This window comes from Gammaproteobacteria bacterium (assembly GCA_016712635.1).
Classification (GTDB): domain Bacteria; phylum Pseudomonadota; class Gammaproteobacteria; order SZUA-140; family SZUA-140; genus JADJWH01.
Genome location: JADJQS010000010.1, coordinates 43,816 through 67,184, shown reverse-complemented (window position 1 = coordinate 67,184; position 23,369 = coordinate 43,816). Strand labels below are relative to the sequence as shown.

Sequence of the window (23,369 nt, the reverse complement as noted above, 5' to 3'; positions counted from 1 at the left end):
TTACTCAGGGCGGTGATAGTAATTCTCCAAGAATGTCTACATCTTGCTCCATATGTGAGAGGGACATTTGAACAAGCAGCAATCTAACAATCGCATTAAGAACGACGCGCAGACGCGCGCGCCTTATGCGAGTCGTTAGACGCATTGAAATGTATACACTTCGGCTTCCGTTTGAACTGCCAGAGGGATATCAAATTACTGATGCTGGCGATCCAATTCAATTGGGCGGCTTAGAGTTCAAATTGAAAAGGGAAACGAGGCTATATGCTTTGATTGTTAGTGGATTTGCTAGCGAAGAACAAGCGAACAAGTTTGGTGAGAATTCCTGGTCTGGTCTAATGTGGGTGCTATTGAACTGCGGATTAGCCCGAAGTGGAATCCTGAACCTCAAGATGTAACTTACTCTGAGGATCCAGTGCAAACGGCTATGAATTTGTCAAAAAGCTTGAATATCAAAATAGATGGTGAAGTAGATGGCCTAATTGATGGTTCGCGCATAGCGATATTTAGGAGCGATAGTCACTTCAAAAGCATTACCGGCGGCAATGTGAGTCTCACTTCAGGCGCCAGCTCAAAACGGTTCTTTGACTTCTTCTTTAAGGGTATGGAAAGCAACGACCCTGACAGTGGATATAGTCACAAGAAACTAGGGATAGCCTTAGAGTTGTATGGCGCGTTCTTTTCAGAGGCAACACCAAATGCTAGGTTTCTTACACTTGTCATGGTTCTAGAGTCATTGGCAGAATCTGAAGAAAGGCCCAAGGCCGTACTAGATCTATTGAAGAAGTTTAAAAGCCAAATAGAAGAAATTGAGAGGAACTATTCAGATGACACTAATGAAAGAGTTTCACTAGACTCCCTGAAGAGGGAACTTACGCATCGGAAAGAAGATTCTATAAGGAAACAAATACGTTCACTTGTTTTCAATACGATATCTAAAAATGGCGATAATGATGCCCTGGCAGTGTCAAGACAAGCATTAGAAATATATGACAAAAGAAGCACTCTTGTTCATGAGGGATATCTTTCACCCCGTGAATTGGGGGAAGTCAGTGCAGATGCCAGAAGAATTGTTGAAAGAGTACTGAGGGCAAAGTTTGCACAGCTTGTTGGCATCGACAATGTCTAATCAAGCAAGCACAGCCCGGATAGAATTAAATGGAATCCGGTGTATACGATGATTGAACCGTCCCTGGATTCCGCTCCCGCTGCATCCGGGCTACATTTGATGCTTGGCATAGCTGAGGGATAACACGTGAGCAACACAATCAATCTGATGAGCGACGCCTTCCAGATTTTTCTGAAGGAAGCCCCCAAGCACGCGCAGGCGTGGATGGATGCGGTGCAGGGGCTGGCCGGCGCCAGCGCGCTGGACAAGAAGACTGAAAGCCTGGCCTACCTCGCGGTGCTGGCGGCGCTGCGCCTCGACAGCGGCGTGCCGTTCCATGTAGTGATCGCGAAAGAGGCCGGGGCCACGCGCGCGGAGATCATCAGCGCGATCCTGGTCGGCCTGCCGGCGGCGGGCAATGGCGTGACGCACGTGCTGCCCGCGGCGATGCACGCCTACGACGAGGCATGACGCACGCGCTCGACGGCGGTTGTCTGTGCGGCGCGATCCGCTATCGTGTCGAGTGTCCGCACATCGACGCCGGCTATTGCCACTGCCGCCTCTGCCAGCGTTCCGCCGGCGCCCCGGTGCTGGCGTGGCTGACGGTGCCGGTGGAGGCATTTTCATATACCGCGGGCCAGCCGGCGGTGTATTGTTCATCAGCGCACAGCCAGCGCGAGTTCTGCAACCGCTGCGGCACGCAGCTCGCGTTCCGCCGCCAGCAGGATGCGCGCAGTGTGGATATCACCACCGCCAGCCTCGATGACCCGTCGCGGGTCGCCCCGAGTATCACATCTGGCGCATGAGCCGCATCGCCTGGTTCGAGACGCACGACAGTCTGCTGCGGTTCGAGGACGCGGGTCCCGACCGGGACAGTTGAAAGGAAACGATGCCCGGCCGGGATCGAGATTCACACCAAATCTCCGGATACCCGCTGGAGCCTGCCCCCGATCAGGTCGAGGGCGGGAATGACGACTCGACGTGTTCATGGCAGTCCTAGTACAAAAGCGCTAATGCCGGCCTGAGCGCGGTACATCGGCTGGATCAGTCAGTTCAGGATATGCATCGCGTATCAGGGTAATCGGGATAATCGATTTTCATCCTTCATCGCGTTCGTTTAAGGTGGGATCGTCTTTGACCCACCCGGTATAAACAGGCATGGCTTTCATAAATGGAAACGCGCAAGCTGTGGGCGGCTGTCCGCGACCGTAAGGCGGAAGGACATGAGTGACAGAAAGTTATTGTCCACCGGCAGCCGGCGGCCCGGCTGCATATGGCAGGCGCGGCCCCGCCTTCGCGTGCTGTGCCGGGGAAGCCAGCCGTAAGATTGTCGGCGACACCTTCTGGAAGGCATTGCCGTCCTATACGGAATAATTCGAACATGGTTGTGAAACGCGACAGGGGTGAAACATGAAAGCAAAGACTGAGGACATGAGCGCGGGCAAGTGCCCGTTCACACACGTCGCCGGCGTCGGCCGCACAAACCGCGACTGGTGGCCGAACCAGCTGCGGCTGGAGCTGCTGCACCAGCATTCCGCGAAATCCGACCCGATGGGCAAGGGCTTCAGCTACGCGAAGGAATTCAAGCGTCTCGACTACAAGGCGCTGAAGAAGGATCTGGTCAGCCTGATGACCGACTCGCAGGACTGGTGGCCGGCGGACTTCGGCCACTACGGCCCGTTCTTCATCCGCATGTCCTGGCACGCAGCCGGGACCTACCGCGTCACCGACGGCCGCGGCGGCAGCGGCCGCGGCCAGCAGCGCTTCGCGCCCCTCGGCAGCTGGCCCGACAACGTCAACCTCGACAAGGCGCGGCGCCTGCTGTGGCCGATCGCAGAAGTACGGCAGGAAGATCTCCTGGGCCGACCTGATCATCCTCGCCGGCAACGTCGCGCTGGAGTCGATGGGCTTCCGGACCTTCGGCTTCGGCGGCGGCCGCGCCGACGTCTGGGAGCCGGACGAGGACGTGAACTGGGGCGAGGAGATCGCGTGGCTGGGCGCCGACAAGCGCTTCAGCGGCGATCGCGACCTGGGGCCGTTCGGCGCCACCCACATGGGCCTGATCTATGTGAACCCCGAAGGCCCGAACGCGAGCGGCGACTACCTGGCCGCCGCGAAGGACATCCGCGCCACCTTCAGCCGCATGGCGATGAATGACGAGGAGACCGTCGCGCTGATCGCAGGCGGCCACACCTTCGGCAAGTGCCACGGCGCCGCCCCGGAATCGCACAAGGGCCCGGATCCGGAAGGCGCGCCGATGGAGGCGCAGGGCCTGGGCTGGATGAGCGCCTACGGCACGGGGTGTGGCGCCGACACGATCTCCAGCGGCCTCGAAGTGACCTGGACCAGGACTCCGGCGCTGTGGAGCAACAACTTCTTCGAGAACCTGTTCAAGTTCGAATGGGAGCTGGTCAGGTCGCCGGCCGGCGCCAAGCAATGGGTGGCGAAGAACGCGCCGGCGATCATTCCCGGACGCACACATCCCGGGCAAGTTCCATAAGCCGACCATGCTGACCACCGACTGCACGCTGCGCTTTGATCCGGAGTTCGGCAAGATCTCGCGCCGGTTCCACGAGGACCCGCAGGCCTTCGCCGATGCCTTCGCACGCGCCTGGTTCAAGCTGACGCACCGCGACATGGGCCCGCGTGCCCGCTACCTGGGACCGGAAGTGCCGAAGGAAGAGCTGATCTGGCAGGACCCGATCCCCGCAGTTGACCACAAGCTGATCGGCGATAAGGAGATCGCCGACCTCAAGAAGCAGATCCTGGCATCGAAGCTGTCGATTGCGCAGCTGGTCACGACCGCCTGGGCATCGGCGTCCACGTTCCGCGGCTCGGACAAGCGCGGCGGTGCCAACGGCGCGCGCATCCGCCTCGCCCCGCAGAAGGGCTGGGAAGTCAACCAGCCGGCGCAGCTCGCGAAGGTGCTGAAGACGCTCGCGGGCATCCAGGTGGACTTCAACAAGAAGGCGAAGGGCGGCAGGAAGGTGTCGCTCGCCGACCTGATCGTACTGGCAGGATGTGTGGGCGTCGAGCAGGCCGCGGAGCAGGCCGGCGCCGCCGTGAAGGTGCCGTTCACGCCGGGACGCACGGATGCCTCGCAGGCGCAGACGGACGTCGAGGCCTTCGCGGTGCTCGAGCCGGTCGCCGACGGCTTCCGCAATTACCTCAGAGGCAAGTTCTCGGTCGCCGCCGAGCAGTTGCTGGTCGACAGGGCGCAGTTGCTGACGCTGACGGCGCCCGAGATGACGGTGCTGGTCGGCGGCCTGCGCGTGCTGGGTGCCAACGCCGGTGGAGCCAAACACGGGGTCTTTACCAAGAAGCCGGGCACGCTGACCAACGACTTCTTCATCAACCTGCTCGACATGGGGACGGAATGGAAGCCGGTCTCGGACGCGCAGGACGTGTTCGAGGGGCGCGACCGCAGGACGGGCAAGGTCAGGTGGACCGGCTCGCGGGTCGACCTGGTGTTCGGCTCGAACTCGCAGCTGCGCGCCCTCGCGGAAGTCTACGGCTGCGCCGATTCGGAAGGAAAAGTTCGTGCAGGACTTCGTGGCAGCGTGGACCAGGGTGATGAACCTGGACCGCTTCGACCTCGGCTGATCGCCGCGCAAGCCCGTGGCAGTTATGGATGTGGAATCAGGGCGGCGTTTCGAGCCGATTTGAAACGCCGCCCGGCCGCGGTCGGGCCCGGTCAGAAGCAGTCGAAATAATTGCAGGTGTAATCGACGCGGTTGCCGTCCCGGTCGACGGGATACCAGCCCATTTCCTCCATGCACTGGTAGTAGGCGCGGACCCATTCCTGCTGGTCGCGCTCAGCGCCGAATTCCGTCGCGCCCGTCACGGGCGCGGAGGCATTGGCGAACAGCTTGCAGTCGGTGCGGTCCTGCAGGAATTCCGCCGAGCCCAGGACCTTGGTGTCGTGCGCAAGGCGGACGGGATTGCCGGCGCAGGCGGACAGCCCGAGCGCGAGCAGTGCGATAAAGAGGCGGCTGTCTGTGCGCATGTGACGATGGCGATCCCGGGTCAGAGACACCCCTGAATTGTAACCTCTCGTCCGCGCGTGCGAGTGTCTGTTACGGCGCCCCGGGCGGCGGCGGGATTTTCAAGTATCATGGCGGTCTGGGTTTAGCAGACGAGATCGTGCAGCCATGACCGTAGCGCTGTTGATGGCCGGGTTTGTCCTGCTGGTCGCCGGCGCCGAGCTGCTGGTGCGCGGCGCCTCGCGCCTGGCCTCCGCCATCGGGATCTCGCCCCTCGTCATCGGCCTGACCGTGGTCGCCTTCGGCACCAGCGCACCGGAGTTCGCGGTGAGCATCAACGCCGCCCTGGCCGGCCAGCCGGACATTGCGCTCGGCAACGTGGTCGGCAGCAACATCTTCAATGTCCTATTCATACTCGGGCTCTCCGGGCTCATCGCGCCTCTGGTGGTGGGCGCGGCAGCTGGTGCGGCTGGACGTGCCGCTGATGATCGCGGCCTCGGTCGTGGTGCTGATCCTCGGACTGGATGGCCGCATCGGCCGCGTCGAGGGCGGGGCATTGTTCCTCGCGCTGCTGATCTATACCGGCTTCCTGATTCGCCAGAGCCGCAAGGAGAATAATGCGGCCGCTGCGGAGACGGCGGCGGCAGACAATGCCAAGCCTGTGCGATTGCCCGCGCAGTGGTTGTTCAATCTGGCCTTCATCGCCGCCGGGCTCGCCCTGCTGGTGCTCGGTTCGCGCTGGCTGGTCGACGGCGCGGTGGCGATCGCGCAGCATCTCGGCGTCAGCGAGCTCGTCATCGGTCTCACCATCATCGCCGCCGGAACCTCGCTGCCGGAGGTGGCGACCTCGGTCATCGCCAGCATCCGCGGCGAGCGCGACATCGCCGTCGGCAACGTGGTCGGCAGCAACCTCTTCAACCTGCTGGGGGTGCTGGGCCTGGCCAGCCTGGTGTCGCCCGCCGGCGTTTCGGTGGCGGCGACGGCGCTGCGTTTCGATATTCCGGTGATGGTCGCGGTGGCGATTGCGTGCCTGCCGATCTTCTTCAACCGCCACCTGATCGCGCGTTGGGAGGGAGGTGTGTTCCTCGCCTATTACCTGGCCTATACCGCCTATCTGATTCTGGCCGCGACCGGCCATGCCCTGCTGCCGCTCTTCAGCTCGGCGATGCTTGGTTTCGTGCTGCCGCTGACGGTGCTCACCCTCATCATCATCACCGGGCGCGCCCTGCGCGCACGCCGGATGAAGTGAGTCGCGGCGTTGCCGGCGGTTCATCCCGCGGCGAATCCAGGGATACGCTCAAGCGGGCGCGAGCGGCGGTTCGTCCATCAGCGCGAGCTGCTCGCGCAGCTCGAGGATGCGGTCCTGCCAGTAGCGCTGGGTGTTGAACCAGGGGAAGGCCGCGGGAAACGCCGGATCGGACCAGCGGCGCGCGATCCAGGCGGAGTAGTGAATCAGGCGCAGCGTGCGGAGCGCCTCGACCAGGTGCAGCTCGCGCGGATCGAATTCATAAAAATCCTCGTAGCCCGCCAGTACCTCGCCGAGCTGGAGCTCCATCGCGGCGCGGTCGCCTGAAAGCAGCATCCACAGGTCCTGCACCGCGGGCCCCATCCGGCTGTCGTCGAAATCGACAAAGTGCGGCCCGTCGTCGGTCCACAGCACGTTGCCGGCATAGCAGTCGCCGTGCAGGCGCAGGCTGTTCACCCGCCCGGCGCGCTCATAGCAGCGCTGCACGCCCGCCAGCGCATGCTCGGTCACGCTGCGCCAGGCCTCGGCGATGTCCGCGGGGATCAGGTCCGCGCCGAGCAGGTAGTCGCGCGGCCCGGTGCCGAAGTTTGCGATGTCGAGCGTTGGACGCGCGCGGTACGGGGACAGCGCACCGACCGCATGGATGCGCCCGATGAAGCGGCCCATCCACTGCAAGGTGTCGCGATCATTGAATTCCGGCGCGTGTCCGCCCTGGCGCGGGTAGACCGCGAAGCGGAATCCGCCGAAGTCGTTCAGGGTGCGGCCGTTCAATGCGAGCGGGGCGACGACCGGGATCTCGCGTTCGACGAGGGCCTGCACGAAGGCATGCTCCTCGAGGATGGCGGCGTCGGACCAGCGCCCGGGGCGGTAGAATTTCACCACCACCGGCGGTCCGTCCTCCAGGCCGAACTGGTACACGCGGTTCTCGTAGCTGTTGAGCGCGAGCAGGCGCCCGTCGCCGCGCAGCCCCGCGCTCTCCAGCGCGTCGAGCATGGTGTCTGGCGTGAGTCCGGCGTAGGGAGTGGCGGTGTCGGTGTCCATGATCCATTATCGTTGAATGATGGATCGTGATCCAGCCGATAGTCCAAGGGCAGGACGATTACGAGACGGCGGATCCGGTGAGATGCACGGATCCACCTTTATTTCATGCTAATCGTCCCAGTCTCTGTATCCCGGGATTGTGACCTCGTGCTCCGAGAACGAACCTTCCGCCGCACGCGTATGGCAGGCATTGCATCGGCTCATGCTTTTGACCTCGGGATTGTCGAGCGACATTCGGCGCGGGATCTCGTCATGCTCCCTGATGAAATAGCTTAGTTCCGTGATACGCAGCGGCGTCTCCTGCGGGCCCACTCCCCGCAGCATCTGCTGCCCGCGCCGGCTGCCGGAACGATCCGCGGCATTGGCGCTCAGATAGCCGCGTATGGCCTGAGTATCCTCGGCGGCGAGCTCCGCGTTCTCCCCGAAATGATCATCGAGGGTGGTGAGCAGCTTCTCCCACGAACGGGCCGGCAGGAATTCGGCCGGAAAGGCGATGTGACAGGCGCCGCATTCCTTGACATAGCTTGTGGCGTCTATCGCGGGCGCGGACTGCGCGTTTGATGCCGCAACGAACATTGATATTGCAGCCGCACCGCCCAACCGGATGATCCTGGCCTTCAGCTTGTGCATAATATTACTCCTGTATAATCGTTGTATTATTTCGTACGCAGAAAACTCAGAACATCGCCCTTTTCCTGCGCGGTGCATTCACGTCCCAATACCCACTTGCAGTTGCGGGTGAACCACTTCTCGATGGTCTTTGGATCGGTGTAGCGTTTGCTGTTGACCGACGGCGCCATGGCCTCGATATCCTTGCCGGTGGTCGCGTGCCGGCCCGCCTTGCCCAGATCGCTGCCGTGGCATGTGGAGCAGTTGCGCACCTTGCCCGCGGTTTCAGGGTCCGGATAGTCTTTTTGCCACAGGGCTTCGCCCCGCGCGACGCTGAATTCCCCGGCGCCCGCCGCTCGGTAGGTTTGCAGCACATCATCGATGACTTCCGCACGGGAGATACCGGATAACAATATTCCACTGAATATAAGGAGAGTAATGCTGTGTTTTCTCATACTTGCCCCGCTATTTTTCCCCAAGGTTGATGTTCATAAGCTGATCGCTGCCCGGCAGCCTCATGCCGGAGTCTTCAAACGTACCGGCTTCCGCGTCCAGATGACAGGCCTTGCAATTGACCTTGCTGCCGACATTTTTGCGGGTCCAGTATTCCTGTTTGACCCCGGAGTGTTTGCGCTTCCAGTACGTCGTCTGGGTGATGCGCAGCGGCGTCTGATCCGCCGGTGTGGAAGCCAGTATCTTGCGGGCCGGCTTGGTCAAGCGGCTTTCCGCCGCATTGGAAACCAGAAACGAACTGATCTCCGCCGCGGTCTGTGCATCCAGGGCCAGATCATCGCCAAAGTGGTCGGACTGCGTGTCCATCAGTCGCTGCCAGGAACGAGCCGGCAACAGCGTGGGGTGGAAGGCGAGATGGCACTCGCCGCATTCTTGCCGCCACACCGCGTTGTCGGGAAGTTTGGGTCCGGCAAAGGGGACAAAGGGCCGGTCGGCGGTATCGACCAAGTAGCCTCTGAAATAGAGCAGGCCCGCTGCAATCATGGCGGAAAAAAGCACCACACCGATTATCCCGGCACCGGATACCTCCGGATTGTTGTCTCCGCCTCCTTCCTTGTAGCCAGTAAGCATTGCCAGGATCAGATTTTCCCTGTGCAGGAAGCTCTCAGCCACGACCCCGGTGATATGCACGCCGACGATGGCGAGCATGGTCCAGGCGCTTGCCTCGTGCACCGCCTTGGCGTATTCGCCGATGTCATAAGGGATATAGCCCGCGAACGGTCCATGTCCCTCCTCTCCTCCGAGCACCAGGATACCCGCGATCGAAACCAAGAAGCCAAGAGCGATAATCAGCAGTATGACCCAGCCACCGACCGGATTATGTCCCAGGTAGCGCGCGGCCTTGCCCGTAAGGAGTCCGCTGAGATAGGACCGCACGGAGGGCCAGTCATAGGCAAAGGTGCGGAAACGTGCGTAGCGGCTGCCCACCATACCCCACAGCAGACGGAAAATCAGCAGACCTGTAAAGGTATAGCCGGCGAAGGTATGGTGGTAAAGAAATCGGTTGTCAGTGGATGTCAGCCACGCCGCGGCAAAGCTCGCAAGCAATGACCAGTGAAATACCCGGGTCGGAACATCCCAAACCATGACGCGCTTGACTGCCGGCATATTCGGATCCTAGAAAATTTTGCCCAAAGCGACCGCGGTGGTCTAACTATTCGGTAGACGAAATATTAATCTGCCCGGCACTTTTGGATCCAAATTGATCGGACTAAATGAATGTTTCGAGTTTATTTACATCCATAGTCGGTCACGCGTGAGGTCTTGCCGTCGTCATTGTCGGGACCTGTTGTACTGGTCGCCGTCACTTGTCAAACTGTCGTCTTCAGTACCAAAAGCTATACGATGAATCTTAGGATAGGCTTAGAGAAACCTCGCTATTCAATTGAATAGTTACAATGATGGGATCATAGTAACCATGGCAGCCCGGGTGCTTAGTGGCGGCACCCCGTACTAAGTAGACCAATCATTCTCAGTTAACCAGATTGCTCAACCATATACGCGACTGCTGCCTTTACATCATCATCGCTGAGATTAGAGCGACCACCCTTAGCGGGCATCAGTCCCTTGCTTCCCTTGAAGCCATTGATGGCATGTTCGTTCAGGATTTCAACGCCTTGTGCAATCCGATCCTTCCATGCGTCCCTGTCACCTGTTTTCGGCGCGCCGGCGGTACCTGCGTTGTGGCACATGGCGCAAGCCTGTTGGTAAATCTTCTGGCCATCGGCGGCCTGCACGACGGCGATGCCCATCATACCAATGGCCGCTATCAATCCAATCGCTGTTTTCATCGCATACCTCTCTGTTAAATACAGATGATACAATCATCCATTATCGCTGTTTCCTTTAAGAATAGCCTAAATATCCTACCATTAGAAACCGGCAAACAGCTGAAACATGGTACGCGCGTTGCGATCACTCGTTCTGGTATCCACGCCGGAGCCGCTTTCCTTGACGTAGAATAGCTCCATACGAATATTCTGCGCGATCAGGTACTGTCCACCGAACGTAGTTGCATTGAACTTGTTGTCTTCTACAGCCCCATTGTCCAATGTACGATAGGCGAGATAAACATTTATACGTTCGGGTGCTACGCCCACCTGTCCCATCAATGCAAATGCTTTGGCGTCATCCGGGCTGGTGTTCCACAGGCTGTCCGTATCACCCTTTGCCGAGCCATAGCTGGCATAAAGGCTGACCGGTATACTGCCGGCAACACCTAGTGCCTGGGCGTCGACAACCCACGCATCTGTCACCAGCTTTTGCTCGACACCATTTACGTCGGCCGGGTTTGCTTCACCACTCCACAACTGGATTCCGAAACCCGTGTCCCAGCTTCCAATGTCCCTCAGGGAAGCGGCGCGCAGATAATGGGCGAAGCCAGTTGGGCTGATATCGAAGTTATCTCCACCGAAACCCGGCGTCCAGGGGGTGTAGTTGACGAAGTAATTATTGCTCGATGCGACAAACGCTATACCAGTCGCCGGTCCGCTGCCCGTCTCGAGAGCCTGTGCGGCGCTGAATCCAGTGCGGTTCTCGATCGGTCGCTGCGAACGCAGAGCTCCGGTATTGAGCAGTTCGAAACCGTAGCCCACACCGAGACCATCGGTCGAAAATGGAATGACACTGATTTGATTGCTGCCGACCTGCGCGGCCTTGAAATGTATCTTGGATCCCAGCAGAGAGATGCCGCTGCCCTCTCCCTCACCGGTGGTCGTATCCACTTCCACTGGCACTACAATGTTTGCGAGCCCGGCTTCTACCAGGAAGCCTACATTATCCGCCAGCTTGCCTCCGATCAAGAACGCCGCCTCATCCGGCCACTGGATTTGTCCCTGGTCGGAGCCTGTGTCTGTGTTGCCGTTGGTTTTGTCGTAGCGCAGTTTCGCAATTAGCGACATGTTAAGCGCCATAGGAATGGATAGATGATCGCCCTCGATCAAACTCTGCCCTCCCACCATAGTGTAACCATCCGCTTTGAATGCACGGCCAAACGCATTAAGGGAAGGAAATGTCTGGGCATGACAGAGGTTGCACGCCATACCCGTCTGGCGCGAGAAGGCGGGAACCGCCGCGGCTTCCCGGGGTAAAATCAAAATGGCAAAAACCAAGGCGAAAATTACAATCGACGGACTGCTATACAAGCGATGCATAAGTGTATTCCCCATCCCACTGATATTGGTTCGTTCTTATGGTAGTTGGAGTATCCAGCCTGTGTGCCTAAGCTAATGTATGAATCTTTGCAGGTCAACTCACATGGTTGCTGCCGGGGCATCCCACATCGCTTCGCCTTGGTTCATCGCCGACTTGATGCATGATAATCTTGATCATGGCACTTGGATATTCCGAATTAGTTTTTCGCGTCCATGAAATTTTCGATTTTACAGATTTCACACCTCCTAATTGTTAAGTATGTGGGAAAATCGCTATTGGGATTTTGGCGGCAGTATATTTCGAGAGTGGGATGGATCGTATCCAGGCTAATAGTAGTTAAACTGTGCGCCCGGCAATATTTGAGCCCGGCGGCGGTATATCAGCGTCGTTGTGGGAACTCGACCTCGAGCGCCGCGAGCAGGGCGTCGATGTCGGCGGGGGTGTTATATCCCTGCAGCGAGATGCGCAGGAACTGCCGACCGTTCCATTCGATGCAGGGGATCTCCACCCGATGCCGGTCGAACAGGTTACGGTTGAAGGCGGCAAGATCGTCGATGCGCGGCAGGGCGTTCACCGCCATCTGCACGTAGTGGCGGTCCGTCCGGTAGAGCGGCGCCAGGCCGGTCAGTTCGGAGACGCGTTGAATCGCCCCGCCGAGCAGGCGGTGACACTCCGCGCGCACCTGCGGCCAGTCGTGCCTCTCCTGGAAGGCGATCGCCGCCGGCACCGCCAGGTAGGCGGCGAGGTCGTTGGTGCCGAGCCATTGCAGCGCATCGACATAGTCTGGGTTCTGTACCAGCTTGCGGTTGTCGCCGTAGCCCCAGCCGATCACCGGCGGTTCGATCATGGGCTGCAGTTCGCGCCGCGTGTAGAGGAACGCCGCGCCCTTGGGGCTGCACAGCCATTTGTGGCAGTTTCCGGCATAGAAGTCGGCGTCGACCGCGCTCAGGTCGAGCGCGATCTGTCCCGGCGCGTGGGCGCCGTCGATCGCGGTCAGGATGCCGGCCGCGCGTGCGCGCGCGCACAGCGCCTCGACCGGGAGGCGCAGCGCGGTGGACGAGGTGATGTGACTCAGGAACAGCACGCGCGTGCGCGGCGTGACGCCGCGCCAGATCCCGTCGACGATGGCCGCGTCGGAGTCCGCCGGAAACGAGACCGGCTGGCGGACGTAGCGCGCGCCGCGCTTGCGGCATACGTGCAGCCAGGCATTGTCGACGGCGCCGTATTCGTGATCGGTGGTCAGCACCTCGTCGCCCGGCGCGAGCGGCAGCGAGCGTGCGACCACGTTCATGCCGAAGGTGGCGTTCGGGACATAGACGAGGTCGTCCGGATCGGCGTTGAGGTAGCGTCCGAGTTCGCCGCGCGCCTGCCGCAGCAGTCCGGGCAGTTCGTTGTTGATGAACTGCACCGGCTCGCGCTCCAGCCGCAGCCGCCATTCCTGGCAGGCCTCGAACACCGGCCGCGGCGTCGCGCCGTAGGAGCCGTGGTTCAGGAAGACGACGTCTGGGTCGAGCAGGAACTGCTGTCTGAGTGAGGGCATGGTGCGGGCGCGCGCGTCGGCTTTACGCCAATCTTAACCGATCGACGCGGCCGGGCGCACGGCGGCCGTTCAATCTCCGCGTAGGCGAAGATCGGGCTGCCCGCTTCAGTCGCGCACCAGGCGCAACGCCCAGGCCTGGTCCTTGTTGCCCATGTACTGCCCGCCATATTTGAAATGGATCATCATGGCGTGATCAGGGCTCTGATGGGTGTCCGCGGACCAGAATCCCGTGATCGGTGCCGCGGGAAACAGATCGAGGTTGAGCGCCGGATCGTAGCAGCGATGTTCGACCAGCGATGCGAGCTCAGCCAGTGCGGGCACCCGCCAGTCCGCATGGCCGCCGAATCCGCCGCCCTTGTTCAGGGCCAGCGCGTGGTCAAAGGCGCCGGGCCAGGACGAGGCGAGCGGGACGCCCGTGCAGCCGGCGCCGTCCCAGCGCTGGCCGACCGCGCAGCGCATCCAGGTCAGACCGGTCCGGCGGTCCATGACTGTTCCCGCGTCCGGCGTCGTGAAGCGGGCGCTCGGGGTGCTCGCGGTCAGGGCGGGATCGCAGGTCTGCGGCATCTGGCCCTGGGCGCCGGACTGGGATACCGGCAGCAGCAGGGCGAGGGCAATGGACAAACGCAGGGGAGTCCGTGGCTGGTGTGTGGTTCCGCCTGTATCAGGCGTCATGACGCGTAACGGCATCTCTTGCGCTCCGCCCCGGGCCTGTTATACGCATTCCTTATACATGACGCGTACGGTCGCGCATCACTTCCTGGGTGCGGCCTGCATCGCCACGCAGCCCGACTTGACGCCGAGCGCCAGCAGGATCTTCTCCATCAGGCACCAGCGCGTGATGCCGGACTGCAGCAGGTTGGCGCCGACGAATGCGGTGAACCACAGCCAGGTCGGGCCGGCGGTCAGGCTGGCGCCGTTGTAGGCGTGCGCGAGCAGCAGCGAGAGCAGGATGAAGCTGCCGGCGATGATGCGGATGAGTCGTTCGGTGTTCATGGTGTGGCCTCCTTCAGTGTTGCGTTGGTTTGATTCAGGTGACGGATTAAAATCCGTCTCCGGTCGGTCGGTGGTCGGTGGTTAGGGGGACAGATTTGAAATCTGTCCCCCCTCCTGCGTAATCCGTCCCCCTTCCTGAGATTTATCGCGCTGCCACAGATAATAGACCAGCGGGATGACGAACAGGGTCAGCAGGGTCGAGGCCAGCGTGCCGAAGGCCATCGCGACGCCGAGCCCGCCGAACACCGGGTCGCTCATCATGATCGCGGTGCCGGCGATGACGGCGAGCGCGGTGAGCAGGATCGGGCGCGCGCGCACTGCGCCGGCCTCGAGCACCGCCTCCTTCAGACCGGTGCCGAGGGCGCGGTTGTCCAGGATGAAGTCGATCAGCAGCAGTGAATTGCGCACCACGATCCCGGCGAGCGCGATCATGCCGATCATCGAGGTGGCAGTGAACGGCTGCTGCATGATCAGGTGGCCGGGGAAGATTCCGATCATGGTGAGCGGGATCGCGCCCATCACGATCAGCGGCAGGATGAAATTGCCGTAATAGCCGGCCAGCAGCAGGTAGACCAGCACCAGCGCGACCATGAACGCGGCGCCGAGGTCGCGGAACACGTCCAGCGTCAGGCGCATCTCGCCGTCCCACAGCAGGCGGTAGTCGAAGGTCGCGTCGGGCAGGGGACGCATGAAGCCGAGGCCGCCGGTGGTGAGCCTGACGCCCGGCAGGGGTTCCGCGCCGTCAAGCCGGCCGTCGAGGTCGAGCAGCGGGTAGACCTGCGATCCGGTGGCCGGTTCACCGGTGACGTAGACGACGGGGAATCCGTCCTTGGTCTGGATGGTCTTGTCGGCAACGACCTCCTCTATCCCGGTGAAGGCGGCCACCGGCACCTGCCCGCCCGCGCTGCTGGCGACGAACAGGCGGTCGAGGTCGCGCGGTGCGATGCGGAAGCGTTCCGGCATGCGGATGTGGATCGGCACCGGGTTGCGCTCGCTCGCGGCGTGGATGGTGCCGATGTCGAAGCCGGCGACGAAGTCGCGCATGACCGCGGCGATCGCCTCGGTATCGACGCCGGCCGCGGCCGCCTTTTCCTTGTCGACCGTCACGCGGTATTCGATCTGGTCCTCGCCGACCGAGTCGTCGATGTCGGCCAGGTCCCAGGTGTCCGCATAGGCGGCGCGCACCTGCGCGGCGAGGCGGCGCGCGGTGTCATAGTCCGGGCCGTAGATCTCCCCGAGCAGGGTGGCGCGCACCGGCGGACCCGGCGGATCCTCGACCAGCTTGATGTTCGCCGCCGGCCAGGCGGCGTACACCGGGGCGAGGCGCGCGCGCAGGTCGAGCACGATCTGTTCGGACTTCACGCTGCGTTCGAGAGTGTCGACCAGGTTGACGCGGATCTCGCCCAGGTGCGTGCCCTGCTTGACGGTCGCGCCGCGCAGCATGCCGTTGAAGTCGACCGGGCCGGCGCGTCCGATGAAGGTCTCGTAATCGGTGACCAGGGGATGCGCGCGCAGCACGGCGCCGATATCGCGCGCGGCGGCATCGGTGATCTCCAGCGGCGTACCCTCGGGCATGTCCACGGTGATGTTGAAGGTGTTCTTGTTGCCCTTGGGCAGCATCTTGAGTTCGACCGTGCCGGGCGTGGGCGGGCCGCCGATGCCGGACGGGCGCAGGAACTGCCATGCCGGCTGCCAGCAGGCGGCGAGGAACAGCAGGCCGACGGCGGCCCAGAACGCACGGCGCGTGCGGCGGTTCTCGATCAGCGGCGTCGCGAGGCGGGTGTAGAGGCGGTGCAGGCGGTCGCGTCCGTGCGAGTCATCCTCGTGCGCTGCGCCTTCGCCGGCGGCGCCGGCTTTAAGCAGGCGCTGCGCGATCCATGGCGTGAACATGTAGGCGATGACCAGCGAGGCGAGCATCGCGACCGGCGTGTTGAAGGGGATCGGCCCCATGTACGGGCCCATCATGCCGGTCACGAAGGCCATCGGGATGAAGGCGAGGATGACGGCGAAGGTCGCCACGATGGTCGGACGGCCGGTCTCATTGGTCGCGCGTATGATCACGGCCGCCTTGTCGGCCAGCGATTGCGTGCCGCGCCGCAGGTGGCGGTGGATGTTCTCGACCACCACGATGGCGTCGTCCACCAGCAGGCCCAGCGCGAGGATGAGCGCGAACAGCGTGATGCGGTTGATGGTCTGCCCGGCGATGAGCCCGACCGCGAGCACCACGAACAGGATGAGCGGGATGTTGAGAGTGACGATCGCCGCCTCGCGCCAGCCGAGGAACAGCAGCAGGATGAGAACCACGGAGGCGATCGCGATGCCGAGGTGCTCGACCAGCAGGTTGACCGCCGCGTCGGCGCGCTCGCCGGAGTCGCGCGTCACCGTGACGTCGACGTCGTCGGGAATGAAGTCGCCCTTGAGTTTATCGAGCTCGTCCAGCGCGCGCGCGGCCACCGTCACCGCGTTGGTGCCCCGTTTCTTCGCCAGCGTGAGCGTCACCGCCACCCGCTCGGGTTCGCCCGCGGTGGCTGGCGCAGCAGCGGAAGGGCCGAAGCCGATGCGGTGCACCTGTTCGATGTCACCGGCCCCGTCGGCGATGTCGGCGACGTCGCGCAGGTACACCGGACGGCCGTCGTGCAGTCCGACGACGATCGCGCCCACGTCCCGCGCGCTGCGCAGCGCGGCCGACAGCCGGATGAGCTTGACGCGATTGTCGTCCACCGCCTGCCCGACCGGGATCTCGTAATTGGCCGAGCGCAGCGCGACGTGCAGCGCATCGAGGGCGATGCCGCGCGCCGCCAGCCGCTCGGGATCGAGCTGCACACTGATCTCGCGGTTGCGTCCGCCGATCACCTCGGCGACCGAGATCCCGGGCAGCGGGACCAGGACTTCCCTGACGCGGTCGGCGACCTGCTTGAGCGCGAGGTCGCCGTGGTGGTCGCTGGAGAAGGTGATGGCGAGGATCGGCACGTCATCGACGTCTACCGGCTTGACCAGCGGCTGGCCGGCGCCGGGCGGGATGCGGTCGAGATTGTGCATGAGGCGGTCGTACAGCCGCACCAGGCTCGCCTCCTTGTCCGCGCCGACCTCGAACTGCACCGTCACCATGCCGAGCGAATCCGAGGCCAGGCCGTAGGTGTGGTCGATCCCCGCCATCTCGCGCATCACCGCCTCGAGCGGTTTGACCACCAGATTGAGCACCTCTTCGGGGCTTGCGCCCTCCATCGCGACGAAGATGTTCGCGGTCGGCACGTCGATCTGCGGATTTTCCTCGCGCGGCGTGATCAGCAGCGCGACCACGCCGATCAGGAAGATCAGGATGCCGGCGATGGGGGTCAGCGTCGAGCCCATTGCCGCCCGGCCGAGGCGGCCCGCTATGTTGAGCCCGGTGTTCATTGCGGAGCGAGATCCCGCGTCGCCGCCGCGGCGGCGGGTTTCTCCGTCACGCGGTCGCCGGTCCGCACCGGCGTGTCGGATCCGGCCACGATACGTTCGCCGCCGCCGAGGCCGGCGATGACCTCGGTACGGCCGTCGACGTGACGGCCGGTGCGCACCATGCGGAAATGGGCGGTGCCGTCGCGGTCGACGATGTACACGCCCGGCAGGTCGGCGCGATTCACCAGCGCCGTGTCCGGCACCAGCACGGTCCATTTGGTCCCGGTGGAGAACGCGCTGCGCGCGAACATGCCGCTGCGGGCACCGTTCAGTTCGCGCAGGGTGGCCTTGACCAGGTAGCTGTGGGTGGCCGGATCGCCCGAGGGCACGACCTGCGTCACCACCCCGGTGGTGCGCAGTCCGACTGCGTCGACCGAGACGGCGATCTCGTCGCCGGGCTGCACGTGGCGCAGCTGGTCCTCGCGGATATACGTTTCGAGCACGATGTTGCTGGGGTTCTCCACGGTCAGTATCGTGGCGCCCGGGTTGGCGAGGTCACCGGTGCGGCGCAGCCTCTCCACCACCACGCCGTCGACCGGGGAGCGCACCTCGGCGTACTGCATCTGCACCTTGACGCGATCGAGCGTGGCGAGCGCGGCCCGCAGTTCCTCCTGCGCCACCTGGGTTTCGAGTTCCGCCTTGGTATAGGTGTTGGCCGCCACCAGTTTCTGTTCGAACAGGGTCTTGTAGCGTTCGAAATCGGCCTGCGCCTCCGCGCTGCGCGCCCGCGCCTGGGAGACGCGCGCCTCGGCCTCGGCGCGCTGCGCCTCGATCTCCGTCGGGTCGATGGTGAGCAGCAGCTGTCCCTGTTTCACCGGGCTGCCCTCGCGCACCTTGATGTCGCGGATGTAACCCATCAGGCGCGAGGCGATCTCGACGCGGTCGTCGGCGACCAGTGTGCCGGTGGTGGTGTAGGTCTCGTCGATCTGCTCCGGCGCCACGTCGTGCAGCGCAGCCTGGATTGCGGCGCCCGCAGGCGGGTTTGTGGAATCCGGCTCAGTCGTGCAGGCGGTCAGCAGTAACGGCGCCAGCGGGAGCAGGGCAAGGAGTGAAGTCGGTTTCACGGTGTCGGGTCCTCCTCTGACCGGTCGGCGGATGTGCCGCAATAAACGCCTTTCAGGGCTTCGATGATGCGCATGAATCCCGGATCGGCAAGTCTGTAATAGATGTGCTGGCTGCGCCGTTCGCAGCTCACCAGTCCGAGCAGTCGCAGCTTGGAGAGATGCTGCGACAGGTTGGATTGCGTGGCGCCGGTACCCTCCTGGAGTTCCCTGACGTTTTTGACGCCGTCGGCCAGCTGGCAGAGCACCATGAGTCGGACCGGGTGCGCGATGACCCGCAGCCCCTCGACCGCGGAATCCAGCTGGTGTGCAGGAAAGTCAGTCATATTAGATATCTCGAATATTAGAATGTACGAATATTACTTTTATTACCCTGCCGGGCGCAAGCCTCCGGGCATGTTTGCGCCGGAGAGTTATAACGTACAGATATTTATTGGGATTATTCCAGGCGGAGAGGCGCGATGGGCGCGGATTACGGAGTCTGCGCCGGGGCAGGCAAAGGGGTATTCCTAATATAAGCATTCGCCGTACGGCTGTTCCGCATCAGCCCGGTGGCCTGCGCGCGACGAAATGCACGGCGACGCCCTCGCCGCGGGGCTCCCCGTCGAGCATCACCCCGGTTTCGACCCGGGCGCATTTCAGTGTTTCGAAACCGGCAAAGTCCGCGACGATCTCATCGAGCGTATACATGAGATCGGGATCCGCCGGGCCGCCGCTTCCGCAATGGATCTGGTCGCGATGGAAGGCCTCGAGCATGAACAGACCGCCGGGTTTCAGCGCGCGCCGGATCGCCTGGTGCAGCAGCCGTTTCTGCGCGGAGGGGAGATGGACGAAGATCAGGGTGACGAGATCGAAGGCCGCCTCCGGCCATTCCCATGCGAGGATGTCGGTCCGGAGGGTGCACAGCGGGACGCCGGCGGTGCGCGCGCGACGCCGGGCGCGTTCGAGCGCGACGGCTGACAGGTCGATCGCGAGCACGTCGAGTCCCTGTTGCGCGAGCCAGACCCCGTTACGCCCCTCCCCGTCGCCGATGGCGAGGGCCGTCATGGCGGGAGAGAGGTGAGGACGGAATTCGAGCAGCAGTGGGCTGGGCTCGTCGCCGAAGAGATTGCGGGAGGCGGTGTAGCGGTCGTCCCAGCTTGGCATGAATAGGGGGGTGCGGCGTCAGGCGTGAAAGATTGTAAAGGGTTTTCGCCTCACTCCTTACGCCTCACCCCTCACGAATTTTTGTCGGTGTCTCAGCAGTCCCACCACCAGCAACATGCCGAGCGCGGCGGAGGGGAGTGGATAGGCGACTCCGTAGACCACCGGGGTCAGCGCCCAGCGGGTTACGGCGCGCAGGGCATCGTGCCGGCTGATCAGGTCGGCGACCGGCGGCGAGACGCGGTAGTAGAGTTCGACGAGGGTCCGGCCCGGCTCCGTCGCGAGCAGCACATCGTCGCGGAACCGGCGCAGCTCCATGACGTGCGGATCGAGGTAGCTGCCGTAGGCGGCGGTGGCGATGAAGCAGCCGGAGCCCTTGCGCAGGCCGCCGCCGTTGCCGTCCGAGGCGGCGCTCACGGTGGTTGTTTCGGTATCCGTGTTATTCGAGGTATCGGGATCCTGCACCGTTCCGCTGAGCACGGTGACCGTAGAGCTAAGGGTGCCTTCCGCCGCCGGACGCACGACCACGTTTCCGCTGGCGGAGGTGCCGCCCGCGATGGTTCCCAGCGCGCACTGCACGATGCCGCCGGATTCGCTGCAGCCGTTGGTGGCCGAAACGAAGGCGACGCCGGACGGGAGCACCTGGGTGAGCGTGACATTCTGGGCGGTGACCGTCCCGTTGTTGGTCACGCGGGCGATGTAGGTGAGATTGTCTCCCGCCGCCACTGTCCCCGGTGGTGCGGGATCGGTGCTCAGCACGACGGAGAGATCCGTCGTGACCACAACGGCGGGTCCGATCGTGGTGCTTTCAGTCACCGAGTTGTTGCTGGGATCGTTGTCGGTGTCGGCTCCGGTGACCGCGACGCCGGTGTCCAGCGTGCCGGTGGCCGTCGGCGTCACGAACACCGTGAGCGTCGACAGGGTGTCCGATGCCAGCGTCGCCAGGGAGCACTCGACGGTCACGCCCGTCGGTGTGCAGCTCCAGCCGTCGGGCGAGGAGGTCGAGTTGTAGGTGTAGCTGGCCGGCAGCGTCACCGCGAGTTCAATGTCGGTGGCGTCCGAGGGGCCGCCGTTGTTGACCGTGATGATGAAGCCGAGGTCGGCGCCCTGGGCGACCGGATCGTCGGTGTCGACGATGTCCACCGCGAGATCGGCGCGCGTGTCGACGTTGAGGGTGAATTCGCCCGAACCCGGCGCGGTCAGGAAGGCGCCGTCGAAGTTGGCGACCGCGCGGTTGACGATGACGCCCTTTTCCGTCGGATTCACGATGATGTCTATGGTCGCGACGGCGGAGCCCGTGCCGAGATCGCCGAGCGCGCAGGTGAAAATCTGGCCCGCGGCGGAGCAGGTTCCGGTGGAGGCGGTCAGGGAGACCGGATCGACGCCGTCCGGGAGAGTGTCGCTGATGCGGACGTTGCGCGCGGTCGCCGTGCTGTTACCGATGGTCAGCGTATAGGTGAACGGCTCGCCCGCGAGCACGGTGTCGCATGAGGTATTCGGAACACACTCATTGATGTTGCCGCCGCTGGCTTCAGCGCCGCTGGCCAGAATGATCGTGCCGGTTGTCGAGGCCGTGGTGGTGATGGTGACGTCGGTCGGCTGGTAGACCTCGGTGTCGGTCTCAATGCCGGTGTTGTTGGCCGTGTTGGGGTCGGCCTCCGCCGCCGCGGCGGCCGCGCTCGCGGTGATGGTCCCGACGGTGTTCGGTGTGACCGTGACGGTGCGGACCGCAGCGGCGCCTGCGGCCAGGGCGCCGATGTTGCAGGTGACGGTCGCACCGCCAGGCGCGCAGCCGGCAGAGGCGGACTGGAAGCTGACCGTGGCGGGCAAGGTCAGTATCATGCTGGCGCCGGTCGCGGGGGCGGGCCCCTGGTTGGTGACGGTGGCGGTGTATGCCAGCGCGCCGCCGACCACGGCCGGATCGGGCGCATCGCTCAGGCGCACCGCGAGATCGGCGTTCGTCCCCGGCGTGACCTCGACGGCACCGATATCGCAGATCGCGTTGCTGTTGCCGTTGCCGTCGGCCGGACGCGGGAAGCTGCGCTGGTCCTCGGCCGTGCAGGTCGCGTTGCTGCCGTTGTCGATCACCGCGCTGCCGGTCTGCGGCAGGTGGGACGCAGTGGGGCCACCGTTCGTAGCCAACAAGGCGCCCAGGCCGGCAGCCGTGCCGTTGAGGTCGCCGCCGCCGGCGAGACCGCAGCTGGCATCGCCGGCGAGGTTGTTGCCGTTCGACGTGATCGCAGCCGCGTTGTCGCAGTCCGGCCCTGCGGTCTGGCCGGCGATGATGGCATGGGTGAGCGTGACGCTGCCCTGGTTGAGCGAGGTCTGGCCGGTCAGGTCGAGGTGGAGGCCGGCGCCGTCGCCTGCCTCGTTCTCAGTGATGGTGCTGCCCTGGATGACGGTCGGCTTGCTGATGAACAGGCCGCCGCCGAGTGTGGAGAAACTCGGGTGGGTGGTGACGTTGCCGCTTACCGTGCTGTTGACCAGCGTCAGCAGGCGTGCCGGGTTGCCGTCGGTATAGACGCCGCCGCCCTGGAAGGCGGTGTTGCCGCTGATGGTGCTGCCGGTGACGGTCACGGCGCCGAAGTTGTAGATGCCGCCCGCGTTCCAGTCGGCGGTGTTGCCGCTGATGGTGCTGTCGGTGACAGCCACGTTGCCGTTGTTGATGTAAATGCCGCCGCCGCTTCCGACGTTGTTACCGGTGTTGCCGACGGTGCCCGTGGTTGCGATGTTGCCGGTGACGAGGCTCTCATTGATGGTGACCGCGCCGCCGACGATCGCGATGCCGCCGCCGTTGATGCTGGAGGCGCCGCTCAGCGAGGAATTGTCCGCACTGTTGTTGCTGACGGTAACCCGGTCGAGGCTCAGGCTGACCGCCGCCTCGCCGCTGGAGAAGTGGTAGATGCCGCCGCCGGCGGTGCCGGCCGGCAATGCGCTGGTGTTGCCGGTGACGGCGCTGTCGCTGAGGGATAGCGTGCCGAGGTTGTAGATGCCGCCGCCGCTGCCGTTGACGAAGCCGTTCCGGATCGTCACGCCGCTGACCTGCACGGCGACACCGTTCGCGATGTCCACCGCGCGGTCGATGCCGCCGCCGTCGATGACCGACGACACGGCGCCACTGCCGTTGAGGATCAGCCCGTCGGTGACATCGAGGTCGCCGCTGGCGGCGGCATTCTCGCCAGCGCCGCCGATGCTGAGGGTATAGGTGCCGGCCGGAAGGACGACCGAGTCGGTTCCGGCCCAGGCATTGGCCTGCTGGATCGCGGCGCGCAGGGTACAGGTGCCGGAGGCGGTCGCGCAGATCCCGTCGCTGGTGTCGGCATCGACGAGATCGGCCGCGCTGTCAACGATATAGACGAAGGCGTGGGTTTGCAGCGGGATCGCCAGCGCCGCCGACAACAGGAGGCGCGCACATGTATGGGTATATATCCCTGTATTTTTGCAGGATCGCATCAATTCTACCCGCTGGGACGGCGCGCCCGGGCCTGAGCGCTGCGCCATGGTCCTGATTTTATGGCCGAGTATAGCACAAAAGTTTATCCAT

17 protein-coding genes and 3 pseudogenes are annotated in these 23,369 nt (G+C 63.4%); 5 read left to right on the top strand and 15 right to left on the bottom strand.

Annotation, left to right across the window (positions count from 1 at the left end; all coding sequences use genetic code 11):
• The first annotated feature begins 340 nt into the window (after nucleotides 1-340).
• The 4 genes and pseudogenes from IPK65_12395 (at nucleotide 341) to katG (ending at nucleotide 4,711) form a co-directional block, all read left to right on the top strand.
• A complete protein-coding gene (locus IPK65_12395) occupies nucleotides 341-1,129 on the top strand; it encodes a hypothetical protein (GenBank protein ID MBK8163891.1) in 789 nt (262 codons plus the stop codon).
• Between the two features lie 147 nt (nucleotides 1,130-1,276).
• Nucleotides 1,277-1,579: a carboxymuconolactone decarboxylase family protein gene (locus tag IPK65_12390; protein ID MBK8163890.1), complete on the top strand. Its 303-nt coding sequence runs from the start codon at nucleotides 1,277-1,279 to the stop codon at nucleotides 1,577-1,579.
• Nucleotides 1,576-1,988: pseudogene (locus IPK65_12385) on the top strand (GFA family protein). The gene IPK65_12390 and the pseudogene IPK65_12385 overlap by 4 nt, the downstream one beginning before the upstream one ends.
• A gap of 551 nt (nucleotides 1,989-2,539) precedes the next feature.
• Nucleotides 2,540-4,711: pseudogene (gene katG / locus IPK65_12380) on the top strand (catalase/peroxidase HPI).
• Nucleotides 4,712-4,802: 91 nt separating this feature from the next.
• Here katG and IPK65_12375 read toward each other — a convergent pair.
• Entirely contained in the window at nucleotides 4,803-5,114 is a 312-nt protein-coding gene (locus IPK65_12375) for a hypothetical protein (protein ID MBK8163889.1), read from the bottom strand.
• Between the two features lie 145 nt (nucleotides 5,115-5,259).
• Here IPK65_12375 and IPK65_12370 point away from each other — a divergent pair.
• Nucleotides 5,260-6,340, top strand: a pseudogene (locus IPK65_12370) (calcium/sodium antiporter).
• 48 nt (nucleotides 6,341-6,388) lie between these two features.
• Here the strand turns inward: IPK65_12370 and IPK65_12365 are convergent.
• The 14 genes from IPK65_12365 to IPK65_12300 form a co-directional block, all read right to left on the bottom strand.
• Nucleotides 6,389-7,378 (bottom strand): serine/threonine protein kinase, encoded by a 990-nt coding sequence (locus IPK65_12365; protein ID MBK8163888.1) that lies wholly within the window; start codon nucleotides 7,376-7,378, stop codon nucleotides 6,389-6,391.
• Nucleotides 7,379-7,486: 108 nt separating this feature from the next.
• On the bottom strand, nucleotides 7,487-8,008 hold the full coding sequence (locus tag IPK65_12360) for a diheme cytochrome c (GenBank protein ID MBK8163887.1): 522 nt from the start codon (nucleotides 8,006-8,008) through the stop codon (nucleotides 7,487-7,489).
• Nucleotides 8,009-8,034: 26 nt separating this feature from the next.
• Nucleotides 8,035-8,442 (bottom strand): DUF1924 domain-containing protein, encoded by a 408-nt coding sequence (locus IPK65_12355; GenBank protein MBK8163886.1) that lies wholly within the window; start codon nucleotides 8,440-8,442, stop codon nucleotides 8,035-8,037.
• Nucleotides 8,443-8,452: 10 nt separating this feature from the next.
• A complete protein-coding gene (locus IPK65_12350; GenBank protein MBK8163885.1) occupies nucleotides 8,453-9,607 on the bottom strand; it encodes a cytochrome b/b6 domain-containing protein in 1,155 nt (384 codons plus the stop codon).
• A gap of 368 nt (nucleotides 9,608-9,975) precedes the next feature.
• On the bottom strand, nucleotides 9,976-10,290 hold the full coding sequence (locus IPK65_12345) for a cytochrome c5 family protein (protein MBK8163884.1): 315 nt from the start codon (nucleotides 10,288-10,290) through the stop codon (nucleotides 9,976-9,978).
• A gap of 81 nt (nucleotides 10,291-10,371) precedes the next feature.
• Complete coding sequence (locus tag IPK65_12340) at nucleotides 10,372-11,652, bottom strand: hypothetical protein (protein MBK8163883.1); 1,281 nt, start codon at nucleotides 11,650-11,652, stop codon at nucleotides 10,372-10,374.
• A 380-nt stretch (nucleotides 11,653-12,032) separates the two neighbouring features.
• Nucleotides 12,033-13,193, bottom strand: a complete 1,161-nt coding sequence (locus IPK65_12335) for an aminotransferase class V-fold PLP-dependent enzyme (GenBank protein MBK8163882.1) — start codon at nucleotides 13,191-13,193, stop codon at nucleotides 12,033-12,035.
• 105 nt (nucleotides 13,194-13,298) lie between these two features.
• On the bottom strand, nucleotides 13,299-13,814 hold the full coding sequence (locus IPK65_12330) for a DUF1566 domain-containing protein (protein ID MBK8163881.1): 516 nt from the start codon (nucleotides 13,812-13,814) through the stop codon (nucleotides 13,299-13,301).
• A 129-nt stretch (nucleotides 13,815-13,943) separates the two neighbouring features.
• Nucleotides 13,944-14,186 carry a DUF2892 domain-containing protein gene (locus IPK65_12325; GenBank protein ID MBK8163880.1) on the bottom strand — a complete coding sequence of 81 codons (243 nt, stop codon included), beginning with the start codon at nucleotides 14,184-14,186 and terminating at the stop codon, nucleotides 13,944-13,946.
• Between the two features lie 81 nt (nucleotides 14,187-14,267).
• On the bottom strand, nucleotides 14,268-17,582 hold the full coding sequence (locus IPK65_12320) for an efflux RND transporter permease subunit (protein ID MBK8163879.1): 3,315 nt from the start codon (nucleotides 17,580-17,582) through the stop codon (nucleotides 14,268-14,270).
• Nucleotides 17,579-18,685, bottom strand: coding sequence for an efflux RND transporter periplasmic adaptor subunit (locus IPK65_12315; GenBank protein MBK8163878.1), 1,107 nt, complete (start codon nucleotides 18,683-18,685; stop codon nucleotides 17,579-17,581). Before IPK65_12315 ends, IPK65_12320 begins: the two co-directional genes overlap by 4 nt.
• A complete protein-coding gene (locus tag IPK65_12310; protein ID MBK8163877.1) occupies nucleotides 18,682-19,008 on the bottom strand; it encodes a helix-turn-helix transcriptional regulator in 327 nt (108 codons plus the stop codon). The genes IPK65_12315 and IPK65_12310 overlap by 4 nt, the downstream gene beginning before the upstream one ends.
• Before the next feature lie 217 nt (nucleotides 19,009-19,225).
• Nucleotides 19,226-19,828 carry a methyltransferase domain-containing protein gene (locus IPK65_12305; GenBank protein ID MBK8163876.1) on the bottom strand — a complete coding sequence of 201 codons (603 nt, stop codon included), beginning with the start codon at nucleotides 19,826-19,828 and terminating at the stop codon, nucleotides 19,226-19,228.
• A gap of 57 nt (nucleotides 19,829-19,885) precedes the next feature.
• Complete coding sequence (locus tag IPK65_12300) at nucleotides 19,886-23,224, bottom strand: DUF11 domain-containing protein (protein ID MBK8163875.1); 3,339 nt, start codon at nucleotides 23,222-23,224, stop codon at nucleotides 19,886-19,888.
• Nucleotides 23,225-23,369: the final 145 nt, after the last annotated feature.